This is a genomic window from Paenibacillus sp. J22P277 (genome assembly GCF_059383675.1).
Window position 1 is genome coordinate 110,508 of sequence record NZ_JBXENS010000006.1, and the last position, 20,229, is coordinate 130,736.

Sequence of the window (20,229 nt, forward strand, 5' to 3'; positions counted from 1 at the left end):
CCATGAGCCACTATGATTCCGTGCTTCCCATTTGGAGCGCCATCCAGTCCCGCTTCTTCCGCACCGCCTCGCAGCTGCCCCAGGAAGACCTGGCGCTGAAGGCCGGCCCCGCTTCCATCGGCTACATGCTGAAGCACAACGCGGAAGTCGAATTCATGTTCACGGAATGGTTCTTCCGCAAACCGATACCGGAAGGGATCCGACTCTCGACCAACGCCGGGCCGGCCGGCGACAGCGGCGGCGAGGCCAACCTGACCGACCTGCTGCAGCTGCTGGGCGATTCCAACGAACATCTGCGCATGGCCATGCGCGATCTCCCGGAGGAAGCCTGGACCGAGCCCGTCGAATCGCCGATGGGCGGTCCCGCGACGACGCCGCTCGAGGCGGTCGGCCGGCTTATGTACCATACCGGCATCCACGCCGGTCAGATTTCCCTCATTCAGAAGAGCGCCAAGGATAAGCAGGCCTAGCGCGACGCAAGCGGCCCCGAGAACGGCAATCTGCCGCTTTCGGGGCCGCTTTCGGTTAGTCTTTGCGCAAATACACCACGCGCGAGGGACGCCGGACGACTTCCGGCTTTTCCGGTTCCACCATTTTGATTTGCATCTGCTTATTGGATTTCGCGGTGCCGGCCTTCGAGGGTTTCGCCTTCGGCTTCGTTTTCGGATCGGATTTGGGGACGGCCTTCGAATCGGGTTTGGGTTTGGCATCCGGCTTGGGTTTGGCATCCGTTTTGGTTTTGGCATCCGTTTTGGTGCCGGTCTTCGATTCCGGTTTCGCTTTGGGATCGGATTTGGCCTTCGGTTTGATCGTACCCGCCGCTTTCTTTCGGCCGTTTTCCTCCGCGGCAGGCCGCTCTACCTCACCCTCGGCCTGCGGGGCGGGCTCGGACTCGATGACATTTTCGGCATTTTGCCTCGTTAGCATGCTGTCGTGCAGGCGCCGTTCCTTGATGCGGGCCGGTTCCTCCAAGGGGGAGCCGGCCAGAATGCTGCATTCTTGCTTGGTGATCGGTTCTTTGACGACCGCGAAATGATACAGGATCTCATCCACCATGTTAAGCTGCACGTCCATCAAGCCGATCCGTTCTCCCGGCTCGTAGAGCGGCGATAAATAAAGCGGGAAGTAGAAAAATTCCATGCGCAGCAGCCGGAAATCGACACCGAGATCCTCTTCGGCAATGAACTCCGGCGAAAACTGCGCGGCCGATACGATTTCGTGATGATGCTCCTTCGGCGTCAAATAATACGGCGTGTATTCGTTGAAATGGCTGCGCGCCGCCGGGTTCGCGATATGAATCGCGGCCTGGGCATGCGGAGCGACGATGCAGACGACCGCTTTGTGCTTGCAGACCCGGTAGATCTCCTTCATCACGCTTCCCATATCCTTCGCGTATTCCAAGCTTCTGCTCGCGAGCAGGAAGGACACGGAATCGTCCTCCAGCGGCAGCCTGTCGTTCAAATCATGCACGATATCGGGATGAACGGACGGCATGAGGTCGATGCCGACGCATTCGCGGTGTTTGTCGGCTCCGCAGCCCAGATCAACGCGCTGCATGCGCAGCCCCCCTCTTCTTCGCCCGCGATGCAGAGCCTCTTGCAGCCGTGCCGTTATGCCTTATCCGCACCGAAACCTTGTAGCCGAATGTTGCAGCCATGATAGAAGACCGCCCTCCTCCGAATTGCTCCATACAGTCATTGTATGAACCCTGCGGCCGTCGATATGACGCGGCCCTCGTTGCTCAATCGGCGCAGGGCCGCCGGAAGAAAGCAACGAGCCTGCCCGATGCCGGCGCGACGGAGACGAGCTCCCAGCCGTACCGGCCCCAGTGGGCGAGCGAGTCGTCGAGGTTCCAGCCGTGCAGCTGGCCGTCCTCCCCGGGTTTCAAGCCGTCGCCGAGGGAAGCATCCGTCGCATACTCGAACGACTGCCGTCCGGTTGCGCCATGCGGTTCCTGCAGCGGCAGCCGCTCCTGCGGAAGATCCCAGCGGATCCGGAAGGAGGGATCGGAAATCGCGGCGACGATAGCCTCCCGCTCCGTCGCTTCCAGCGCAAGCAGCCGCGGAGCGCGCGGCAGGCGAAACGAACGGTGCGAATGGTACACCTGGAGCACCATCGTTCCCGGCGCGCCGCCGTCCTCCGTCCGCACGACGTACCAGGCGCAGCGCTCGCGCTCTTCCGGAGGTCCCCAGTTCTCCACGGAATCCTTGCGGTTGAAGCCGGGCTTGATGCTGTATCCTTCTTCCGCAAGCCTTGCGGCAACGGGCAGCATGAACCGCTGGATCCATACGCCGTAGGCGCGGTCGCCGTGGGCGGCGAACATTTCCTTCAACTCGGCTTGTTGGTCTTCGAATACCGCTCGCCAGGCGTGCGCCATTGTCTTTTCGGCCATTCGGGTAATCGCTTCAATCGTGCTTCTCGTCATCGTTCATCGTCTCCCCGCAGCAATTTAACAGTGATAAATAATAATTTAATACCGTTAGATTAATCGTTATATGCTATACTTGTCAACAGCATACTTGGAGGTCGAGCCATCATGGCAAGAAGACGCATTCATCCCTCCCCAGCCGAGGGTATAGGCAATACCGGAACCGAGCCGCTTCATACGCCGCTTGACCGCGCGCGCATTATCGGCGCCGTGCTGCAGCTGCTGCGGAATGAAGGGTTGGATGGCATCAGCATGCGCAAAATCGCCGATGCCCTCGGCGTGAAAGCCGCCGCGCTGTATTACCATGTGAAGGACAAGGAGCAGCTGCTGCATCTGTTGGCGGAGGAAATCAGCGTCAGCATCCATATTCCCGATCCCGCCGCGGCTTGGCCGGCGCAGCTGAGATCGTGGGCGGAGAGCTTCCGCGCCAGCCTGCTTAGATTCCGCGATGCCGTCCCGATCATGAACGCGGCGCATGCAGCCAGTCCGAATCGTCTGGACCATATCGAATATTTGTACCGTACGCTGGCCGAAGCCGGTTTCGGGGACGAGCGGGTTCCCTGGCTGGCCGCCATGCTCAAAAATTATATTTACGGCTTCGTCGAGGAAGAAACCCGGCTGCGCGAGCGGGCGCAAGCCGCGCAGCCCCGGCGGGACGAGGCGGAGAACAGCTATACGGAGCAGATTCTCTCGTTGCCGCGGGAGCGGTATCCGCATTTCGTCCGGCTGGCGGCCTTTACAGTCTCGATGAACGGCGACGAGGAATTCAGCTTCGGCTTGGACGTGCTGCTGGACGGATTTCGCGCGCAGCTCGTTGGGGAACGCCGCGAGTCCTACTGATCGCACGACAAAAAACGGCTATCCCGGGAAATACGCACGTCCCGGATAGCCGCTCGATTTGTCGTGTTCGGATAGCCTGTTGAATCCGCCTGGTTGGCATAGAGAATCGTCGCAGCGCAAGCGTTAGAAGATCGTCGGGGAAGCCAGCAGCACCGCCGCGATGAACGCAAGCTGCAAGGCGGTCCGCACGATTAATCCGGGTACGGGCTTGCCGCCGATCGTCAGCTTCTCCCGCGCTCCCCGCACGTTGGCCGGGAAGATCAGCAGGAAGAAGACGGCCAAGCAAACGGCCGCGGCGTGCGAATACGCCGGAACCAGCATGGCCGCGGCGCCCGCGATCTCCAGCATGCCCGTCACCGTGACGATGCCCGCCGCGTTCGGCAGCGTGCGCGGGACCATCCGGATCAGATCCGCGCGGCGCTTGCCCCAATGCGCCGAAGCCGTCAAGAGCAGCATGGCCGCGACGGCCGCCTGCAGCGCATGCTGCCAATCCGCGAAATACGGTACGCCGGCGAAACCCAGGATGCGAAACAAAATGAATGAACCGGACAAGACGATGAAAGGCGCCATTTCGATTCCTCCCCGTGTTTAGTGAACCAAGGTTATCCTCCCATAGACGCTAAGCCGACGTTCCTCGCGGTGCATGCGGAGCCTGCTAGCCACGCAGGCTGCTGCTCACGAACAAGGCGAAATGCTCCGCCGTGAACGCCCGCGCCGCATTCGGAATCGACGCTCTCGCGCGCAGTCCGAGCGCCAAAACCACGAACAGCTCCGCCGTCCGGTCGGCATCGACCGACCCGGGAATCACGCCGTGCCGCTGTCCCGTGACGATCCATTGCTTGGAGAGCCGGACGGACCGCTCGTAAAATTGCCGCAGCACCTCGGCGACCGCCGGTTCATCCTCCTTGCCCAGCAAATACATCAGCACCTTGTTGGTCGGGCTACCGGCGTCCTCCAATTCGGCGAAACGCTTCGCCAGCAGCTGCATCGGCTGCTCGAACGAACCGCCGTGCCGCTCGACCTCGTCCTCGAACCGGTCGTTCGTATCGGACAGGCTTTCCTCCAGCACCCAGGCGAACAGTTCGTATTTACTCTTCACGTAATGGAAAATCGCGCCTTTGGACAGCTCGGACCGTTCCATGATGTCCTTCATCGTGATGACGTGGCATCCCTTCTCCCCGATGAGCGCCTTCGTGGCTTCCAGCAGCTGCCGGGTGGTCAGCTGTCTTCGTTCTTCCTGCTTCATTGCGATTTCCTCCGTTTTCCAGTTGTTGCTTTTATTATATATACAGACCATCGGTTTGTATATAGGTTGAATAAAAAGAAGCCGTCTTCAACCGGCTCCTTCAAGCAGCTCGATCGGCGCCTGCCCGCTTCTTCGCTCTTTTGACGGCCGATCATAATCAGCGCTTGCGAAAATGATCCAGCACAAGCAGCAAAAACGCGTCCAACCGCGCGACGATCTTCGTTTTGTCCAGCCCGGTAAAGCCCAGGTCCGTCCAGCCCGGTAAAGCCCAGGTCCGTCCAGCCGCCGTACACCTCGGGCTCCCAATAAGCCATGTCGATCAGGGAAACGAGATCCCAGTACGGATCGTATGTAAACGTCTCGCCCGCATGCCGGCAATACGCGTCCAGAAACTGCTCGGCCGCCCGCACGCCGTAGAGCTCCGCCAGATTCACGCGGCAGTGGCCGACATCGATTCCCGCCGGGCCGATGCAGCCGTTCACCCAATCGACGATGCCGCTCACTTCCCCTCCGGACCAAAGGATGTTCGTCGGGTGGTAGTCGCGGTGGATGAAGCGCGGCTCGACCGGCGGCGGCGGACCTAAAATAATCCCGGCCGCGGTCTGCCACTCGCGCGGAACCCGCGACCATGCGGAAGTATCCAGACTCGAGGCATCGCCGTACCGGAAGTGCTTCCATGGAAAATCGCTCGCTTCCACGGCATGCAGCGCCGCAAGCGCCTTCGCCATGCCATCGATCCACCGCCCGAAATCCGGCGGCGCAAGCACCGTCTCCCCGTCCAAGCGCGACATTAATACGGCCGGCATGCCGCAGTCCGCTCCGCTTTCGTCGAAGGCGATGACCTCGGGAACCGGCACGTCCGCAGATCTGGAGGCCAACCGCAGGCTCTCGGCTTCGTGGCGCGCCAGATCCGGTTCGTGCCGCAGCCATTCCTCGTCATGGAACAAGCGCAGCACGACGCGCCGCTCCGAATCGCCCGTTCGCACCAGCAGCTCATGCACGAGCGACGAAACGCCGCCTTTCAATTGTTTCGCGGCGATGATTCGCGCCTCGGCGTGCACCGCTTTCGACGCCCATGCCAATGCTTCCCGCGTGACTCCGTTAATCATAGCCGCCCTCCGCTTCAGGCAATGCTTTGTATGCGTCCTTGCTTGCTGCGAGCTTGTGAATATACTGCCGAAGCTCCATCAGCTGCCGTGCGTCGTCCGTAATTTCGCAGGTTTCCGACGACCAGCTCATGGACGCGGTTTTGCCGTTTATGGTCACGGTCCAGCTGTCCTCGCTGTACGGCGTCTGACTGCAACCGACCGCCGATGCAGCTGCCGAAGCCAGCTGCTTCTTCCCCATCATATCAATCTCGCTCATCTTCGCATAGATCTCTCTCATCTCGTCGTCGGCTAACTTCAAGCCGGTCTTCGCCGTTCCTTTGGCAATCAGATCCTTCGTAACCGTATCGTCGTACGTATTGACCTCGTTCTTGTTGACCTCGCCGTAGCCGTATCGGACGTCGAAGTCGAAATCGGCCGGCATGTCCGCCGGCATCTTGGTTTCGTTCACCGCGGTCGTCTCGACCTTGTCCTTCAAGTACGCGCTCTCGCCGCAGCCGGACAGGACCAGCGCGGCGGTCAGAACGAGCATCCGCCATTTTCGCATCGCGAACTCCCCTTTTCCCAATAGACGCAGCGGATCGGCGCAGGTTGCAGCCTTCGCGGCTAAAAAAGGAATTTTTCTCCAAGGGAAGAAGAAGGCCAAGCACGACGGGGAAATGCCGAATAAAATCGTGCAAGAGCTCCCAATCCCCTTCCGCTGCTTCGAGCTTTGGGACCTTGAATTCGAGAATCAGTATGGTCACAACGATCGCGATAAGACCGTCGCTCAGCGCTTCGAGCCGAGTCTTCGTCATCTCAAAACGTCGATCACGCCGTAATGCTTCATCTCCGCGATCGCATTGAAGAATGGTTTGACGCAGGCGAAGAAATGCCGGAATTCCGAGCTCGCCCGGAATCGCGAAAACCCGGCTGCCGCTCGCAGCCGGGTTTTCGCGTAAGGCTTCGCTTACTTCAACCGCGCCAGGAGATCCGCAAGGCGCGCGTACGAATCGTTGACGCCCCGCTCCATGTCGGATTGCAGCATGCCGTCCCTGTCCGCGACCGAGCGGAACACGGATTCCATCGCGATGCGGGTGCGGCCGCCGGGCAGCTCCTCGAACAGCGCGGTTTCCAGCGTGACATGCCCTCTCTCCGGAAGGCCTTCGAACTCGAAGGTTTGGATAATGCGCTCCGGCGCGGTCACTTCATGGAAGATGCCGTGAAAACCGTACGCGTTGCCTGCCGAATCGGTATGCACGTAACGGTAGGCGCCTCCGTCGCGCGGTTCGAACGTCTCCAGCGTCATGGTCAATTCGCGCGGACCCAGCCATTCCGCGTACAACTCGGGATCCGTGAACGCCCGGAAGACAAGCTCCCGCGGCGCGTCGAACTCCCTCAAGATCTCGATGGTTTGCTTGCCCGGTTCCGCCTTGATCGTCGTCTCGTACCCGTTAGTCATCGTTTTGTTCCTTCCCCTCGATTGGATTGGTTTGGAGTCGTTCCTGCTGACGCTTCAATACGTTGTCCAATGCCTCGAACCGCTTGCTCCACATGTTCCGGTACTGCTTTGCCCATTCTTCCACTTCCTGAAGCGCATCCGGATTCATCCGGTAAATCCGCTGCTGCGCACGCTTCTCCACTTCCACGACATGCGTCTCGCGAAGAATCTTGAGATGCTGCGAGATCGCCTGCGGGCTGACGGTGAACCGTTCGGAAATTTCCGTGGCGGACAGCTGGCCGTTCCGGGCCAACAGCTCCATGATCGATCTTCGCGTGGGGTCTGCTATCGCTGTGAATGTATCCATGACCTTATATTAAACTAATTTATTTATAAAGTAAATACTTAAATAATGAAATTCCCCGTCTAGTCACGGCCGGCTGCAAGCAAGCACGCCGCAGCCTGATCGCCATCCGCGACAAAAACAAGAGACGCTTCGCAAAGCGTCCCTTGGCTGTATGCAGCGTCAGCCGGCATTCCCCGCAAGCGGTTCGTCTTCGCCCAGCCAAATATCCTTGAAATCGATCCATCCCAGCGAATTCAAGCCCACGCCTTTGATATTCGGATTGTAGAACGTGTTTTGCTTCTTGTGCAGCAGGAACAAGACATGCGTCTCGTCCCTCAGCCTGTTCTCGATGGCGGATAAATACCTTGACCGGTCCTCCGCCCGCTTGCAGCCCAGCGCCGCTTCGACCTGTTCGCTCGTCCACGCCAGCAGCGCTTCGTCCATGTGCTCCCTCAGAAAATTGCCGGTCTGCTCGTAAAGCTCGATCAGGGAAACATCCTCCTCGTCGAAAACGACGCAGTACAGCAGGCAATCGACCTTTTCCAGCACGCCCGGTTCCCGGATCGACTCGAACGTCTCCATGCGCACGGCGACCGCTACGCCGTAATCGGCCAATGTCCGCTGGAGCCAAAGCGCATCCATCTCGTGCATGCCGTAAGTGCCGATCGTAATCTCGCTTCCATCGTATCCCGACTCCAGCAGCAGACCTGCCGCCCGCCCGTGGTCGGAGCGGTCCGGCACGCGGTCCGACCGTTCCTCCGGATGAAACCCGGACGCCGCGTAGATCCGGTCTTCGCCCAGCTCCTCCACCATCCGGCCGCGATCCACGAGCAGATCCACGGCTTTGCGGAAGGCGGCGCTCAGCTGCGGCCCGTCCTTGCGCATATTCCACGTCAGCATTGCGCACCCGTTGCAGATGAATTCCTTTTGCTCCCAGTCGTCGTCGGGCAGCATCTCCCCCGGCTCCTCCTGCACGAGCAGCTGTTCCCAGCTCTTGGAGTAGGCGATCGTGTCTCCCGGCATGATGACGATCACGACCCCGTCCAGATGGGCGCGGCCCTTGAAATACCCGGCATTCGCGCGCATCATGAACCGATCCTCCGTCCAAGCCTCGAATCGAAACGGTCCCGTTCCCACGGGACGGCTCCAAAACCCGTCCTGCTCCGCTAGATCATGCGGCACGATCGACAGCGCGGGCGAGCCCAAGAACCGCGGGAACAGCCAGTTCGGCTTCGCGAGCGTGATCCGGACGGTGCGCTGGCCTACGGCTTCCGCACGTACGACCGAACGGACGAACCATTCGGAGGCGCGGCTTCCCCTCAGGCGGTCCAGCGTATATACGACGTCGGCGGCGCTCAGCTCTCGGCCATGATGAAACCGGATGCCTTTGCGGAGGTGAAACACCCACTCCGTGCCGTTCTCGTCATGCGTCCAGGCATGCGCGAGCGACGGCACGAGCTTGCCGGTCTCGCGGTCGTACTCCACGAGCGTATCGAACAACTGTTTCACCATATGCGCGCTGAAGGAATAGTACAGCTCCTTCGGATCGAGCGTCAAAATCGGCTTATACACCGGCAGGCAAAGGATATCGGAAGCTTCGGCGTCGTTCGTCTGCATCCGGCGGTAGCCGAAATGCCCGTTCAACCACGACACGAACATTTCGCGCGCGTCCGTCCGCGCACCGTAGACATCGATCAGCTCGAAAGCCCGCTTGTACTCGCCTTTCCGGGCGAGCTCCCTCGCGATCTCGAGCAGTTTCGCCGCCTTGTCGAACAGGAACGTGATTTGCGATCGGTTGCCCCGGCCGCGCCCGGCATGCCATTCGATGAATCCGTCGTCGATCAGCTTACGGAGAACGAGCTTCACATTGCGAGAGGAGCAAAAGAGTGCCTCTGCGAGCTGTTCCAGCGAGACCTCGACGGGATGGCCCGCTCCCGCCTCGCCGGCAAAGTCTGCATATAACGTCAAGTACCTTTCGTAAGCCAACATCGGCCAAACCTCCGTTCCGCCCGCCCGAATGAAAAGGGGAAAGTAATTGCTTTGATTCTACACTTTTTATCCCCTTTTCGCGACAGCATAATAAAGGAGCAAGCCAGACAGCCTGCACAGCACCCGTCAAGGAGGATGTTCACCATGATGATTCCGACGTACGTTGCCGAGCAATTGTGGCGCCACCGCGAAGCGGAATGGGACAGACGCCAACGCCGCGGCGATTTCATCGCGCCCGATAAGCCGGGCAAGAAAGCCGCCGGCGGCCGGTCCAAAAAGAAAAAGCAGCCGATCCCGAAGGATAGGCTGCCTGCCTCCTACAACGATTAATGCCCGCCGACGCCGTCCAAGAACGCCGCCGTCGTGCGCAGCTTTCCGATCCGGGGGAAAATGAATTTGCATGTCGCGTCATGCTCTTCCTGGCTCATGGCCGCCATGGCGTCCGTGATGAAGATCTGATTGTAGCCCAGCTGGAACGCTTCCCTCGCCGTTGTCTCCACGCCGATATTCGTCGATATGCCCAGCAGCACGATCGTATCGATGCCGCGCCGGCGGAGCTGCAGATCGAGATCCGTTCCGAAGAACGCGCCCCAGTTCCGTTTGATCACGACGTGGTCGCGCGCCCCGACGCCAAGCTCCGGCGCAAACTCCGCCCATCCTTCGGGATAGCCGCCAGCCCGCGACTCCTGATCCGTTGCCGGCTTGAGCGCATCCTTGCCGTCCAGAAAATCGACCTTCACGAACGAGATGAACCCGTTCCGCGCGCGGAACAGCTCGACCAGTTTGGCGGCATGCCCGACGATCTCCGGTCCTTTCGGCGACATCCCGATGACGCCTTTCTGCAAATCGATAATAACGAGCGCGGTCTTGGCGAAATCCAATTGCAATGCTTCCATGATCGATAACCTCCGAATAATAGATTAGGCGGCGCCCCGCCGCTTCTCGCCGCGAGGTTGTATCCGGAACAGCATCCGGATAAACGGCGGCACGATGAAATAGATGAACAACATGCGGAATAGCTGGTAACCGGCGACGATGGACAGATCCGCATGAATCTCGTGGGCAATGATGCCCATCTGGTCCATCCCGCCAGGCGCAAGGCTGAGCAGTCCGGTCGCATCCGAAACCGGTTGGATCGCGGCCAGCAGCAGCGCCATGCCTAGCGCGCCGACGATGAGCAGCACGCTGCTGCCGAGCGCCAGCGTCAAATTGCGGACCTTGTTCGGCAATTGCGCCGGACGCAGCATCAAGCCGACGTATATCCCGATCATCAGCTGCGCGATGCCGGTAATGGTGCCGGGCAGCGCCGGACCCTGTACCCCGGCCAACTGCAGCGCCGCGGTCCCGATAACCGGTCCCAGCATGTACGCGGTCGGCAGCTTGACGCGATTGCCGAGGAATGCGCAGGCCACGCTGACGATCGCGAAGAAGATCAGGTTCGGGAACAAGCCTCCCCAGCTCGCGACGGCGGCAGATGCCGCAGCGGCCGCGGAGGCCGCCGCGTCTTTCGTTTGTCCCAGGATCGGGCTGAAAACGATAATCGGCACGCAGATCACGATCATCATGAGACGCGTGACCTGCGTGAACGTCACGGCCGTGATATTGATGCCTTCCGTCTCCTCCGCCAGTATAATGACCTGCGACAGGCCGCCCGGGATGCTGCCCATCAGCGCCGTTTTAAAGCCCATGCCGGAAAATTTCGACACGACGTAGGCGATGCCCCCGCAATAGGCCAGCAGCAGCACCGCCATTAACAGCATGACGGGCAGCTGCAGCGCGATCTGCTTCAGGGCCGCCGCGGTCAGGGAGAGGCCGATCGTATACCCCACGATGATAAGCGCCGTGTTGCGCAGCGGCTGCGGCCATACCATCCGGTTCGGAACCAGGTTGTTCACGACCAGCATCGCGAACATCGGACCGAGCATCCAAGGGATCGGAATTCGGATCAGCTCGAACAGCAGGCCGCCCGCGATCCCCAAGATGAGCGTCATCGCGACGGCGCCGATTCGAATCGGGCTTCGGTTGCTCATGTTGTTCTCCTCGCTTTCTTTTCAGAGTGCCATATCATGCCGATTTCTATGAAAAAAGGCGATGAAAAGGCAACAGGCCGAAGCAAATATGAGCAATAATTTGCACAATTTACACAAAAAAAATTTAGCGTTTTATCAGATCTGCCACGGTGTAGTCGCCAAGCACCTTCGACACCTGCGTATTGATATCGGTCATGATTTTCCGGAACGACTCGTTGGCCTGCTGGCCGAAGCCGTGGTTGCCCGTTGTATCCAGCATGCGGTCCCATACGGGCTGCTCATCATGCAGGGAGGTGTACACCTCGAATAAAGTGATCTCGTCCGGCGAGCGCGTCAGCTCATAGCCGCCCGCGCGCCCCTGGCGTACCTCGACGATGCCGGCGTCGCCGAGCTGCGCCAATATTTTGCGAAGAGCCGTCGGCTCGCATTGAATCTGCTCCGCGATTTCCGCGCTGGAGCGCAGGTCGTCGTTCGCGGCAAGCACGATCAACGCTTGAAGGCCTAAGCCGAACCGTTTCAATTGAGCCATCGTTTATCGTTAACGCCTTTCCGCTCTCTCTTATTGTGCTGATTTTAGCACAGATAATGCCGAATTTCAACCTGCCATGCCTATCCGGGCCCCGCATGGCTGCGCGGCCGGCGGTCATGCATCCGCCGCGCAGCGAAAACCCATATTCCCCGTCGAGCTGTCCGGCGTGTTCGCGCTGCGCGCGGCGACCCGGTACCGGTTGCAATACGATTTGTGGCAGAGGTACGAACCGCCGCGCATGACCTTGCTCGTTCCTTTGGCCGGACCTCGCGGATTCGAGGCGCCGTTCCGGACGGGACGGTCGGTGAACCAGTCGCCGCACCATTCCCATACATTGCCGACCATATTGTACAGGCCGTATCCGTTCGGAGGAAACGATTGCGCGGGCGCGGTGCCGGCATAGCCGTCGGAGGCGTTGTTCTTGTCCGGAAATTTGCCCTGCCAGATGTTGCAGCGATGTTCGCCGTCCGGCTTGAGGAGATCGCCCCACGGGTACCGTTTCTGAATAAGGCCGCCGCGGGCGGCATATTCCCATTCCGCCTCCGTCGGCAGCCGTTTGCCGGCCCAATTCGCGAAGGCGGCCGCATCGTGCCACGATACGTGCACGACGGGATGATCCAACCGGTCTTCGACATGAGAGCCCGGCCCCTCCGGCCGATGCCAGCTGGCGCCGTCGACGGCCAGCCACCAGGGTGTGCCCGGCACGGGCTTGGTGCCGCCGGAGGTCTTCACCGCCTCCGGTACGAATAAATGAAACACGAACGACCAGCCGAACCGTTCCGCTTCCGTCATGTAGGCGGTCGCTTCGACGAACGCGCCGAATTCCCTGTTCGTCACGGCGCAGGCGTCGATATAGAACGGAGCCAGGGCTACTTCCCGAATCGGACCTTCGCCGTCCTTGGGGAAACCTTCCTCGTCGTTCGTGCCCATCAGGAACGTTCCGCCGGGCAATAAAACCATCCCTTTCCGCTGTTCCCGGCCATCCATCGGCCCGGATCCCGCCGCGTCAGCTTGGACCGGGAACGCCGTCTCGCGTACCCTGCCTGCTTCATTGGCCGCCGCCGATTCGCGTTCGGCCGATCTTGACGCCGCGCAGCAGCAGGACGGTTGTTGTTCGGTTGACATCTCGTACAGCTCCTTTCGCCGGCCGGCCCCATCGAAGAGCGCCGCCCAAGAACCGTCGTTCTTGCCGCATGGTCGCTCGATATAGGGCCGCATACGCCTGTTGTTCCTGGGATTCCATTCCTTCACTCGGTACTGCCTTGTGTTGAATGATACCTCCCGCGTCCGACGCTTGTCAAAAGTTTTCGGCCGCCTGCCGGGCGGGAGGAATCGGCGCTCGCACCGGCGAATCCCAGATTAGCGCGACAAGCGCGTCGACATTCCCTGGAGGTGCGACTATTGCATACGGAGCTTGAACAGATGCGTTTTCCGCTTGGCCGGTTTCAACCGACCCTCGATCCCGGACCGGAGGACCGCCGCGCGTGGATCGCGGATATCGCCGGCATTGCCGGAACTCTGCGGGCCTTGATCGCGAATTGGAGTCCGGACCTGCTCCGCGAGCCGTACAGGCCCGAAGGCTGGACCGTGCTGCAGGTCGTTCATCATCTGGCCGACAGCGATATGAACGCCTATATCCGGTTCAAACGGGCCTTGACCGAGGCATCGCCGCTCGCCGCGACCTTCCGCGAGGACGCCTTCGCGACCCTGGACGATTACCGGGATACGCCGGCCGGCACGTCCGTATCGCTCTTGTCGGCGCTGCACCGCAGATTCGTCTCGCTGCTGCTCAGCATGACGCCGGAGCAGTTCGCGCTTTCGTTCACGAGCCCGACGCATGGCGTGATGACGCTTGATCACGCCGCGGAGCGCTTCGCTTGGCACGGCCGCCACCATATCGCGCAGATCGCTTCTTTGAAGTCGCGCATGGGTTGGGATGCCTAGGGTTTACTCGCCCTGCGCGCGCGGGTCGTTGTTCGTCCCGTCGCCCCATTTGACCGCCCATTTCTCCATTTCCTTCAACGCGTCCTGAAAATCCTCGCCCTTCTCCGTCAAGGCGTATTCCACCGTCACGGGCACGGTCGGAAACACCTCCCTGCGCACGATGCCGCTGCGTTCGAGCTGGCGCAGCACGTCAGTGAGCGACTGCGTCTTGACGACCTTCAAATCCCGGTTCAGCTGATTGAAGCGCTTCGGTCCCGAGGTAAGCTCGGCGATCACGAGAAACGCCCATTTGGCGCCAAGGATTTCCAGGACGGAGCATATATTCGTGAATCTGGAGCGCTCCGGTTCGTTCAAACTGTTTACCATGCCGACACCTCCATCAACTTACTTATTATTAGCAAGTCAAAATAGTTGGATTAGATCAAAATCAATTGCCTTCTTACAAATTGTTAGTTCCTTCATTATACTACAGCCAAGAGAAATCTTGCCAGCGATAATGAAGGGATGGATTAGCATGTCAAACAAAGCACGATTTACGGTGTACGCCCTCGCGTTCGGGGCATTCTTCACGGCGACCTCCGAACTGGTCGTCTCCGGAATATTGAATTTTATCGCTTCCGATCTGCATGTATCCTTGGCGACGGCAGGCTTGCTGATTACGGCTTATTCCGTCGCGTTCGCAGTCGGCACGCCTCTCGTCGTATCGCTCGCCGCCCGCGCGGAACGGCGCAAGGTACTGCTCGGCGCGCTCGGCTCCTTCAACCTCGGCAGCTTCGCCGCTAGCGCGAGCACGACGATCGAGATGCTCATGCTGTCCCGGATCCTGCTCGGCGTCAGTTCCGGCGTCTATCTGGTCGTCGCGTTCGGCGCAGCCGCCCGGATCGTGCCGCCGGAAAAGCTCGGCAGCGCCATCGGCACGATCGTGCTCGGCTTCAGCAGCGCGATGATTCTCGGCGTTCCGATCGGCATCGCCATCGCGGAAAGCCTGAGCTGGCAGGCGATCTTCCTGCTGCTCGGCATCGTGAGCGCCGCGTTCGCGTTCCTGCTCTACCGCCTGCTGCCCAATATCGCGGGCGATGCGCCGGTTCCGTTTCGCGCCCAGTTCAAGGCCATCGGAAGCGCGGTCATCATCGGCGCGCTCGTGCTGACGTTTTTCCGGGAATCCGGCAATTCCGTCCTGTTCACCTACATGACCCCCTTCCTGCAGCAGGTGCTCCGATACAGCATATCCGGCGTCAGCGTCATGATGCTCGCGCTCGGCGTCGTCGGAGCGGTCGGCTCTCGGATAGGCGGCTACGGCGTCGACCGCTGGGGCGCGGCGCGCGTCATCGCCGCAGGCGTCCTGCTCCATATCGCGGCGCTGGCGCTGCTTCCGTTGTTAGCGGGCTCCGTATTCGCGGGAACCTTGCTGCTGGGCGTCGTCGTGTTTGCCATGTTTGCCGTCGGGCCGGCCATGCAGAGCTTCTTCCTCCAGCAGGCGCCGCAGTCGGCCAATCTGATTCTAAGCTTGAACACGTCGGTCATCCATCTCGGGCTGGCGGCAGGCGCCGGAGCGGGAGGCGCGATGCTGACCGGCGCCTCGACGCTGCGTTATCACCCTTGGCTGGCGGCGGGCGTTCTGCTGCTCGGGCTGACCGCGGGACTGTTCGGCTTCGCGAAAGGGCGCGGCATGCGGACCGTCCGGAGCCGCTGACGCCGCTCGGGTCGACGGAAGGATCGGCTGCGCCGTCCCGCCTCGCGACTCGTCTTCCTTCATCTGGTATACTGGCATAGACAACCCGGCAGCCCGCTGAAGGAGGCGTTCCCTTTTGTTCCGAATCATGCTCGTGGAGGACGACGCGGATATCCGCGGCATCGTCGCCGGCACGCTGCGCAAATGGCAGTACGACGTCGTCGAACTGGATGATTTCGGCGATGTGCTGCGCGCGTTCGAGGCCGATTATCCCCATCTGATCCTGCTCGATATCAACTTGCCGGTATTCGACGGATTTTACTGGTGCCGGCAAATCCGCGCGGTCTCTAACGTGCCGATCATCTTCCTCTCTTCCCGCACCCAGAACATGGACATCGTCATGGCCATCAATATGGGCGGCGACGACTTTGTCCAGAAACCGTTCGATCTGGAAATTCTCGTCGCCAAAGTCAACGCGCTGCTGCGCCGCAATTATACGTACCAGGAAGAAAGCCTGCAGCTTCGCCACCGCGGCCTGCTGCTCAATCTCTCGAACTCCTCGGCCGAATACAACGGCCGGACGTCCGAGCTCTCGCGCAACGAATTCATCATTTTGCAGGTATTCCTGCGAAAGGTCGGCACCATCGTGTCCCGCGACGATCTGATGCAGGCGCTGTGGCATGACGAGCAGTTCATCGACGACAATACGCTGACCGTGAACGTCAACCGCCTTCGGCGAAAGATCGCCGAGCTCGGCTTGGACATGTTCATCGCGACCCGCAAAGGAATGGGGTATATCGTGGAATGAAGCCGTGGCGATTCCTCAAATACGAAGGGCCGTACATCCTGCTCTGCGTCGCCACCTTCTGTCTGGTCATGCTGATCTGGTACGCGGAGCCCGGGAGCCGGCTTCATGCCGACAGTCTGGCGTATGCCATCGTGCTGCAGCTGCTGCTCATGGGCGCCTTCTTCGGTTACCGTTATGCGCGCAACGTGCGGGCGATCCGCATGATGCGGGATGAAGACGTCGAGCCGCTGTCGCTCGAAGCCGAGGCCTACCAGCAGGCGCTGCAGGATATGGAGCGCACGCATATGCTGGCGCTGAACGAAGTCCATGTCAAGCAGAAGGAATATTATGATTTTATCGTGTCCTGGTTCCACGAAGTGAAGACGCCGATCTCCGTCATCCGGCTGATGCAGCAGACCGAGGTGGAGCCGAGAAGCCTCGAGGAGCAGGTCACCCGGATCGAACAATACGTCGACCAAGCGCTCTACTACGCCAAGCTCGACAGCTTCAACCAAGACTACGAGCTCGTCAATTGCGACCTCGAGCCGCTCGTCAAGGACGCCGTCAAAAGCTGCTCCAAAGCGTTCATCGCGAAGAAAATCCGCCTGGCGCTGGACGTCGGCCCCACCGTCGTGCAAAGCGATACCAAATGGCTGCATTACATCGTCAGCCAGCTGCTCACGAACAGCCTGAAGTATACGCCCGCGAACGGCGAGGTCGTCATCGCGGTGCGCGCGGACGACAAGGAGAAGCAGCTTGTCATCCGCGACAGCGGCATCGGCATCGAGCCCCGCGACCTGCCGCGCATCTTCAACCGCGGCTTCACCGGCACGAACGGCCGCATCCATATGAAATCGACCGGCATGGGCCTGTACCTGGCGCAGGAGCTGTCCAAGAAGCTGGGGCATTACATTACCTGCGTCTCGGAACCTGGCCGGTTCACGGAGATGACCGTGCATTTTCCGCGTCATCACGATCCTTACCGGGCGGTGCTGCAGCAAGCCGGTGACGGGAACGAATAAGCCTGACGCAAACGAACCGCCCCGGCGACTGGATACAGTCGCCGAGGCGGTTCGTTCGTTACGCCGCCCGGTTGGCGATGCGGTAATAAATCGTCGTGGAGGCGAGATAGAAACCGGCATAGATCAGGAAATAGACCGCGATGATGCCCCAGACCATGCCTTTCAAATTCGGGAAATCCTGCACGGAATCGAGGATATACGTCTTGATGATGAGCCAGCTGTTCACCAAGCCGGGCAGGAGCGGGAGCGCGAAGACGAACAGCAGCTGCTTGCGGATGACGCTCATCATCTCCCGCTTGCCGACGCCCAGCTGGCGAAGGATCGCGTACTGCTGCCGCGCTTCCGTCGCTTCGCGAAGCTGCTTGAAGTAGATGACGCTCGCGAGGGCGAAGAGCGCGATCAGCGCAAGGAACGCGCTGGCGAACAGGAGCAGCGAGGAGCCTTCGATCTGCTTCGAGTACACGTCCGCGAACGACGAGTAATACGCTTCCGGATCCTTCGTCACGATCGCGTGCAGCCGCTTCGACAGCGCTTCGGCATTTCCCGCGTCCGCGATATCGTACACGAGGAAATTCGCGGCGGCCGCGTTTCCCCGCAGCTCGCCGAACGCCGCATCCGATATGATAAGCACCGCCGGCTTCTTCACCATGGACAGCACGGGGTCGGAAGCCCAGCCAAGCAGCGCGTAATCCTTCTTCTCGATCAGCTTGAACGTCTTATCCGGCTTCGCGCGAACGGTAAAATCGATCCCGCCGCCCGGCAGCGCTTCGGGAAAGTCCATGCCCTGCGACAACGAGACGGCTTGATTCCCCTCCAATCGGACCTGTTGCCCGCCGTCCTCCCGATCCTTGACGATGGCATTGTACTCCGCAGCCGATACGAGCAGCAGACCGGGGAAGAAGTACTCGGGATTTTCGAAAGCGGCGCCGACATCCGACACCGCTTCGGCATGCAGCAGTTCAAGCGCATGTCGGCCCGTGATGGCGTGCCCGGATGCCTCGATCTCCGCTTTCACCTCGGCATCGACGGCGCCGCTCTTCGATTCGTACGCGACGTCGTTCGGCAGATTGCGGCCGACGGCTTCGAACTGGACGGCATAGTTGATCGATACGAAGCACATGAGCAGGATGAGGACGGTGCTGAACAGCGAGATAAACGATAAATTCATCGTATTGCCGCGAATTTGGAACCGGATCGACGACGTCCACAGCACCGTATTCCCTTCGAAATACCCTTTGCCGCGGCTCAGCCTCTGCAGCACCCATCCCGCGAATTGGCGGAAGAACAAGTACGTGCCGCCGATGATGCCGATCGTGCAATAGATCATCGAGGCCGCCGCGTAATCGGTCCAGAATACCGCGTGCATGCCGCCGCCGATGATCGCGATCGCCGATCCGAGCAGCGCGACGGCCAGAATCGCCAGCGGCGTGGACGGCGATATCGGCTTCTCCGTCTTCTCCCTCGCCCGGAACAGGTCGATGAGCTGGACGCGCGTAAGCAGCAGGTAGCTCTGGACGCACGCCGCGGCGGTGACGATCACGAATACCGCGACCGTTGCGAGGATCGCCTGCAGCGGGTACGACAACGAGATAACCTGGTCGTACTCCATCAGATTCATGAGCAGCGACCCGAAGATTTTGGAGAGCAGGCCGCCGAACAGGCCGCCGATCGCCAGCGAGACGACGCCGATCATCAGCGTCTCGTACATGAGCATCAGCAGAATATGCCGCTCGTTCATGCCGTAGAGCATATAGAGCCCGAGCTCCTTCTTCCGCTGTCGGATGAAGAACGAGTTCGCGTACAGGATGAACAGCACGATGAACAGCACGATGACGAACGAAGCGATGGCGAAGCCCGTTTGGAAATTTTGCCGGTTCTCCAGCGCATCCAGAATATCGCCGTTGTACATGACGGACGCGAAGGAGAAGAAAATCATCATGCCGATGATCATCGAGACGGCGTAGATCGTATACAGGCCGAAATTGCGGCGGACGTTCTTCAGCGTTAATCCGAGCAGGCTCATCGCGGCTTTCCTCCCAGCAGGCTTTGCGTTTCCAGGATGCGGTCGTAAAAGGCCCGCTGCTGCTGATCGCCGGCGTACAGCTCGTTCACGATCGCCCCGTCGCGCAGGAAGATGACCCGCTTGCAATAGCTCGCCGCGTACACGTCATGCGTGACCATCAAGATCGTCGTTCCGAATTTGCGGTTCAGCTCGGACAGCTCCTCGAGCAGCTGCGTGGCCGATCTCGAGTCCAGCGCTCCCGTCGGCTCGTCCGCGAACACGATCGCCGGCTTCGTGATGATCGCGCGGGCGCAGGCCGTGCGCTGCTTCTGGCCGCCGGACAGCTCGCTCGGGTATTGGCCGAGCAGCTCGGCGATGTTCAAGGCTTGCACGATCGGCATCAAACGGCCTTCCATCTCCCGCGGATCGACCTTGCGCAGCGACAGCGGAAGCAGGATATTCTCCTTTACCGTCAACGTATCCAGCAGATTATAATCCTGGAAGATGAAGCCCATCCGATCCTGCCGGAACCGGCGCAGGTCCTTCTTGCCCAGCGCGAGCAGCGACTGCCCCTCCAGCCAGACGTCGCCGCCGGAGAAGCGGTCGATCGTCGACAGGACGTTCATGAGCGTGGATTTGCCGGAACCGGAAGGTCCCATGACAGCGGTAAATTCGCCGGAAGCGACGGTCAAATCGATATTTTTGAGAACCGTCGTCTTGCCGTAGGTTTTCGAAATGTTTTCGGTGCGGATAATCGTGGCTGCGTTCATGGCGCTCCCTCCCCTTCGTACCTCTACTATAGACTGGAACGAATCGCCATATCCATCGAAGGAGGATGCCGCCGTGTGACGTTTTTGTCACTTACGCA

23 protein-coding genes and 1 pseudogene are annotated in these 20,229 nt (G+C 60.3%); 7 read left to right on the plus strand and 17 right to left on the minus strand.

The window, feature by feature from the left end; all coding sequences use genetic code 11:
* Positions 1-2 precede the first annotated feature (2 nt).
* Entirely contained in the window at positions 3-470 is a 468-nt protein-coding gene (locus AC50YL_RS21435) for a DinB family protein (protein WP_494834607.1), read from the plus strand.
* A gap of 55 nt (positions 471-525) precedes the next feature.
* Here the strand turns inward: AC50YL_RS21435 and AC50YL_RS21440 are convergent, their stop codons facing one another.
* Positions 526-1,557, minus strand: a complete 1,032-nt coding sequence (locus AC50YL_RS21440; RefSeq protein WP_494834608.1) for a methyltransferase domain-containing protein — start codon at positions 1,555-1,557, stop codon at positions 526-528.
* 184 nt (positions 1,558-1,741) lie between these two features.
* Positions 1,742-2,425: a DUF6022 family protein gene (locus AC50YL_RS21445; protein WP_494834609.1), complete on the minus strand. Its 684-nt coding sequence runs from the start codon at positions 2,423-2,425 to the stop codon at positions 1,742-1,744.
* Between the two features lie 111 nt (positions 2,426-2,536).
* On the opposite strand from AC50YL_RS21445, the gene AC50YL_RS21450 reads away from it, so the two are divergent.
* On the plus strand, positions 2,537-3,268 hold the full coding sequence (locus AC50YL_RS21450; RefSeq protein WP_494834610.1) for a TetR/AcrR family transcriptional regulator C-terminal domain-containing protein: 732 nt from the start codon (positions 2,537-2,539) through the stop codon (positions 3,266-3,268).
* Between the two features lie 123 nt (positions 3,269-3,391).
* On the opposite strand, the gene AC50YL_RS21455 is transcribed toward AC50YL_RS21450, so the two are convergent.
* From AC50YL_RS21455 to AC50YL_RS21490, 8 genes and pseudogenes are all read right to left on the minus strand, one after another.
* On the minus strand, positions 3,392-3,838 hold the full coding sequence (locus tag AC50YL_RS21455) for a DoxX family protein (RefSeq protein ID WP_494834612.1): 447 nt from the start codon (positions 3,836-3,838) through the stop codon (positions 3,392-3,394).
* A gap of 85 nt (positions 3,839-3,923) precedes the next feature.
* The gene (locus AC50YL_RS21460) at positions 3,924-4,514 is read right to left on the minus strand and encodes a TetR/AcrR family transcriptional regulator (protein WP_494834614.1); all 591 of its coding nucleotides are present in this window, start codon (positions 4,512-4,514) and stop codon (positions 3,924-3,926) included.
* Entirely contained in the window at positions 4,511-5,623 is a 1,113-nt protein-coding gene (locus AC50YL_RS21465; RefSeq protein WP_494834615.1) for a phosphotransferase family protein, read from the minus strand. The genes AC50YL_RS21460 and AC50YL_RS21465 overlap by 4 nt, the downstream gene beginning before the upstream one ends.
* Entirely contained in the window at positions 5,616-6,167 is a 552-nt protein-coding gene (locus AC50YL_RS21470; RefSeq protein WP_494835257.1) for a hypothetical protein, read from the minus strand. Before AC50YL_RS21470 ends, AC50YL_RS21465 begins: the two co-directional genes overlap by 8 nt.
* Before the next feature lie 121 nt (positions 6,168-6,288).
* A pseudogene (locus tag AC50YL_RS21475) lies at positions 6,289-6,417 on the minus strand (TMEM175 family protein); the annotation flags it as partial.
* 152 nt (positions 6,418-6,569) lie between these two features.
* Positions 6,570-7,061 (minus strand): SRPBCC family protein, encoded by a 492-nt coding sequence (locus tag AC50YL_RS21480; protein ID WP_494834616.1) that lies wholly within the window; start codon positions 7,059-7,061, stop codon positions 6,570-6,572.
* A complete protein-coding gene (locus tag AC50YL_RS21485) occupies positions 7,054-7,407 on the minus strand; it encodes an ArsR/SmtB family transcription factor (protein WP_494834618.1) in 354 nt (117 codons plus the stop codon). The genes AC50YL_RS21480 and AC50YL_RS21485 overlap by 8 nt, the downstream gene beginning before the upstream one ends.
* Before the next feature lie 159 nt (positions 7,408-7,566).
* Positions 7,567-9,375, minus strand: a complete 1,809-nt coding sequence (locus AC50YL_RS21490) for an SgrR family transcriptional regulator (RefSeq protein WP_494834619.1) — start codon at positions 9,373-9,375, stop codon at positions 7,567-7,569.
* Between the two features lie 144 nt (positions 9,376-9,519).
* Here AC50YL_RS21490 and AC50YL_RS21495 point away from each other — a divergent pair, with 144 nt between their 5' ends.
* Positions 9,520-9,705: a hypothetical protein gene (locus AC50YL_RS21495; protein WP_494834621.1), complete on the plus strand. Its 186-nt coding sequence runs from the start codon at positions 9,520-9,522 to the stop codon at positions 9,703-9,705.
* Here the strand turns inward: AC50YL_RS21495 and AC50YL_RS21500 are convergent.
* The 4 genes from AC50YL_RS21500 to AC50YL_RS21515 all read right to left on the minus strand — a co-directional run bounded on the left by AC50YL_RS21500 (position 9,702) and on the right by AC50YL_RS21515 (position 13,059).
* Positions 9,702-10,274 carry an isochorismatase family protein gene (locus AC50YL_RS21500; protein WP_494835259.1) on the minus strand — a complete coding sequence of 191 codons (573 nt, stop codon included), beginning with the start codon at positions 10,272-10,274 and terminating at the stop codon, positions 9,702-9,704. The two genes, AC50YL_RS21495 and AC50YL_RS21500, sit on opposite strands and share 4 nt — an antisense overlap.
* A 21-nt stretch (positions 10,275-10,295) precedes the next feature.
* The gene (locus AC50YL_RS21505) at positions 10,296-11,405 is read right to left on the minus strand and encodes an AbrB family transcriptional regulator (RefSeq protein WP_494834623.1); all 1,110 of its coding nucleotides are present in this window, start codon (positions 11,403-11,405) and stop codon (positions 10,296-10,298) included.
* 124 nt (positions 11,406-11,529) lie between these two features.
* Positions 11,530-11,934, minus strand: coding sequence for an RrF2 family transcriptional regulator (locus AC50YL_RS21510; protein ID WP_494834624.1), 405 nt, complete (start codon positions 11,932-11,934; stop codon positions 11,530-11,532).
* A 114-nt stretch (positions 11,935-12,048) separates the two neighbouring features.
* Entirely contained in the window at positions 12,049-13,059 is a 1,011-nt protein-coding gene (locus AC50YL_RS21515; protein WP_494834625.1) for a formylglycine-generating enzyme family protein, read from the minus strand.
* Between the two features lie 276 nt (positions 13,060-13,335).
* Here AC50YL_RS21515 and AC50YL_RS21520 point away from each other — a divergent pair, with 276 nt between their 5' ends.
* On the plus strand, positions 13,336-13,878 hold the full coding sequence (locus AC50YL_RS21520; RefSeq protein ID WP_494834627.1) for a YfiT family bacillithiol transferase: 543 nt from the start codon (positions 13,336-13,338) through the stop codon (positions 13,876-13,878).
* Between the two features lie 3 nt (positions 13,879-13,881).
* On the opposite strand, the gene AC50YL_RS21525 is transcribed toward AC50YL_RS21520, so the two are convergent.
* Positions 13,882-14,244 (minus strand): winged helix-turn-helix transcriptional regulator, encoded by a 363-nt coding sequence (locus AC50YL_RS21525; protein WP_494834628.1) that lies wholly within the window; start codon positions 14,242-14,244, stop codon positions 13,882-13,884.
* A 148-nt stretch (positions 14,245-14,392) separates the two neighbouring features.
* Between AC50YL_RS21525 and AC50YL_RS21530 the strand changes: the two genes are divergently transcribed.
* The 3 genes from AC50YL_RS21530 (at position 14,393) to AC50YL_RS21540 (ending at position 17,359) form a co-directional block, all read left to right on the plus strand.
* Complete coding sequence (locus AC50YL_RS21530; RefSeq protein ID WP_494834630.1) at positions 14,393-15,571, plus strand: MFS transporter; 1,179 nt, start codon at positions 14,393-14,395, stop codon at positions 15,569-15,571.
* A 127-nt stretch (positions 15,572-15,698) separates the two neighbouring features.
* A complete protein-coding gene (locus AC50YL_RS21535; RefSeq protein WP_494835261.1) occupies positions 15,699-16,358 on the plus strand; it encodes a response regulator transcription factor in 660 nt (219 codons plus the stop codon).
* Positions 16,355-17,359 (plus strand): sensor histidine kinase, encoded by a 1,005-nt coding sequence (locus AC50YL_RS21540; protein WP_494834631.1) that lies wholly within the window; start codon positions 16,355-16,357, stop codon positions 17,357-17,359. The genes AC50YL_RS21535 and AC50YL_RS21540 overlap by 4 nt, the downstream gene beginning before the upstream one ends.
* 58 nt (positions 17,360-17,417) lie before the next feature.
* Here AC50YL_RS21540 and AC50YL_RS21545 read toward each other — a convergent pair whose 3' ends face one another.
* Positions 17,418-19,382, minus strand: a complete 1,965-nt coding sequence (locus tag AC50YL_RS21545; RefSeq protein WP_494834633.1) for an ABC transporter permease — start codon at positions 19,380-19,382, stop codon at positions 17,418-17,420.
* Complete coding sequence (locus AC50YL_RS21550) at positions 19,379-20,131, minus strand: ABC transporter ATP-binding protein (RefSeq protein ID WP_494834635.1); 753 nt, start codon at positions 20,129-20,131, stop codon at positions 19,379-19,381. Before AC50YL_RS21550 ends, AC50YL_RS21545 begins: the two co-directional genes overlap by 4 nt.
* Positions 20,132-20,229: the final 98 nt, after the last annotated feature.

Excerpts from the sequence above, each read along its gene's own strand:
- AC50YL_RS21435 (WP_494834607.1), top strand. The coding sequence starts at position 3 with ATGAGCCACTATGATTCCGTGCTTCCCATTTGGAGCGCCATCCAGTCC.
- AC50YL_RS21440 (WP_494834608.1), bottom strand. The coding sequence starts at position 1,557 with ATGCAGCGCGTTGATCTGGGCTGCGGAGCCGACAAACACCGCGAATGC.
- AC50YL_RS21445 (WP_494834609.1), bottom strand. The coding sequence starts at position 2,425 with ATGACGAGAAGCACGATTGAAGCGATTACCCGAATGGCCGAAAAGACA.
- AC50YL_RS21450 (WP_494834610.1), top strand. The coding sequence starts at position 2,537 with ATGGCAAGAAGACGCATTCATCCCTCCCCAGCCGAGGGTATAGGCAAT.
- AC50YL_RS21455 (WP_494834612.1), bottom strand. The coding sequence starts at position 3,838 with ATGGCGCCTTTCATCGTCTTGTCCGGTTCATTCATTTTGTTTCGCATC.
- AC50YL_RS21460 (WP_494834614.1), bottom strand. The coding sequence starts at position 4,514 with ATGAAGCAGGAAGAACGAAGACAGCTGACCACCCGGCAGCTGCTGGAA.
- AC50YL_RS21465 (WP_494834615.1), bottom strand. The coding sequence starts at position 5,623 with ATGATTAACGGAGTCACGCGGGAAGCATTGGCATGGGCGTCGAAAGCG.
- AC50YL_RS21470 (WP_494835257.1), bottom strand. The coding sequence starts at position 6,167 with ATGCGAAAATGGCGGATGCTCGTTCTGACCGCCGCGCTGGTCCTGTCC.
- AC50YL_RS21480 (WP_494834616.1), bottom strand. The coding sequence starts at position 7,061 with ATGACTAACGGGTACGAGACGACGATCAAGGCGGAACCGGGCAAGCAA.
- AC50YL_RS21485 (WP_494834618.1), bottom strand. The coding sequence starts at position 7,407 with ATGGATACATTCACAGCGATAGCAGACCCCACGCGAAGATCGATCATG.
- AC50YL_RS21490 (WP_494834619.1), bottom strand. The coding sequence starts at position 9,375 with ATGTTGGCTTACGAAAGGTACTTGACGTTATATGCAGACTTTGCCGGC.
- AC50YL_RS21495 (WP_494834621.1), top strand. The coding sequence starts at position 9,520 with ATGATGATTCCGACGTACGTTGCCGAGCAATTGTGGCGCCACCGCGAA.
- AC50YL_RS21505 (WP_494834623.1), bottom strand. The coding sequence starts at position 11,405 with ATGAGCAACCGAAGCCCGATTCGAATCGGCGCCGTCGCGATGACGCTC.
- AC50YL_RS21510 (WP_494834624.1), bottom strand. The coding sequence starts at position 11,934 with ATGGCTCAATTGAAACGGTTCGGCTTAGGCCTTCAAGCGTTGATCGTG.
- AC50YL_RS21515 (WP_494834625.1), bottom strand. The coding sequence starts at position 13,059 with ATGTCAACCGAACAACAACCGTCCTGCTGCTGCGCGGCGTCAAGATCG.
- AC50YL_RS21525 (WP_494834628.1), bottom strand. The coding sequence starts at position 14,244 with ATGGTAAACAGTTTGAACGAACCGGAGCGCTCCAGATTCACGAATATA.
- AC50YL_RS21530 (WP_494834630.1), top strand. The coding sequence starts at position 14,393 with ATGTCAAACAAAGCACGATTTACGGTGTACGCCCTCGCGTTCGGGGCA.
- AC50YL_RS21535 (WP_494835261.1), top strand. The coding sequence starts at position 15,699 with ATGCTCGTGGAGGACGACGCGGATATCCGCGGCATCGTCGCCGGCACG.
- AC50YL_RS21540 (WP_494834631.1), top strand. The coding sequence starts at position 16,355 with ATGAAGCCGTGGCGATTCCTCAAATACGAAGGGCCGTACATCCTGCTC.
- AC50YL_RS21545 (WP_494834633.1), bottom strand. The coding sequence starts at position 19,382 with ATGAGCCTGCTCGGATTAACGCTGAAGAACGTCCGCCGCAATTTCGGC.
- AC50YL_RS21550 (WP_494834635.1), bottom strand. The coding sequence starts at position 20,131 with ATGAACGCAGCCACGATTATCCGCACCGAAAACATTTCGAAAACCTAC.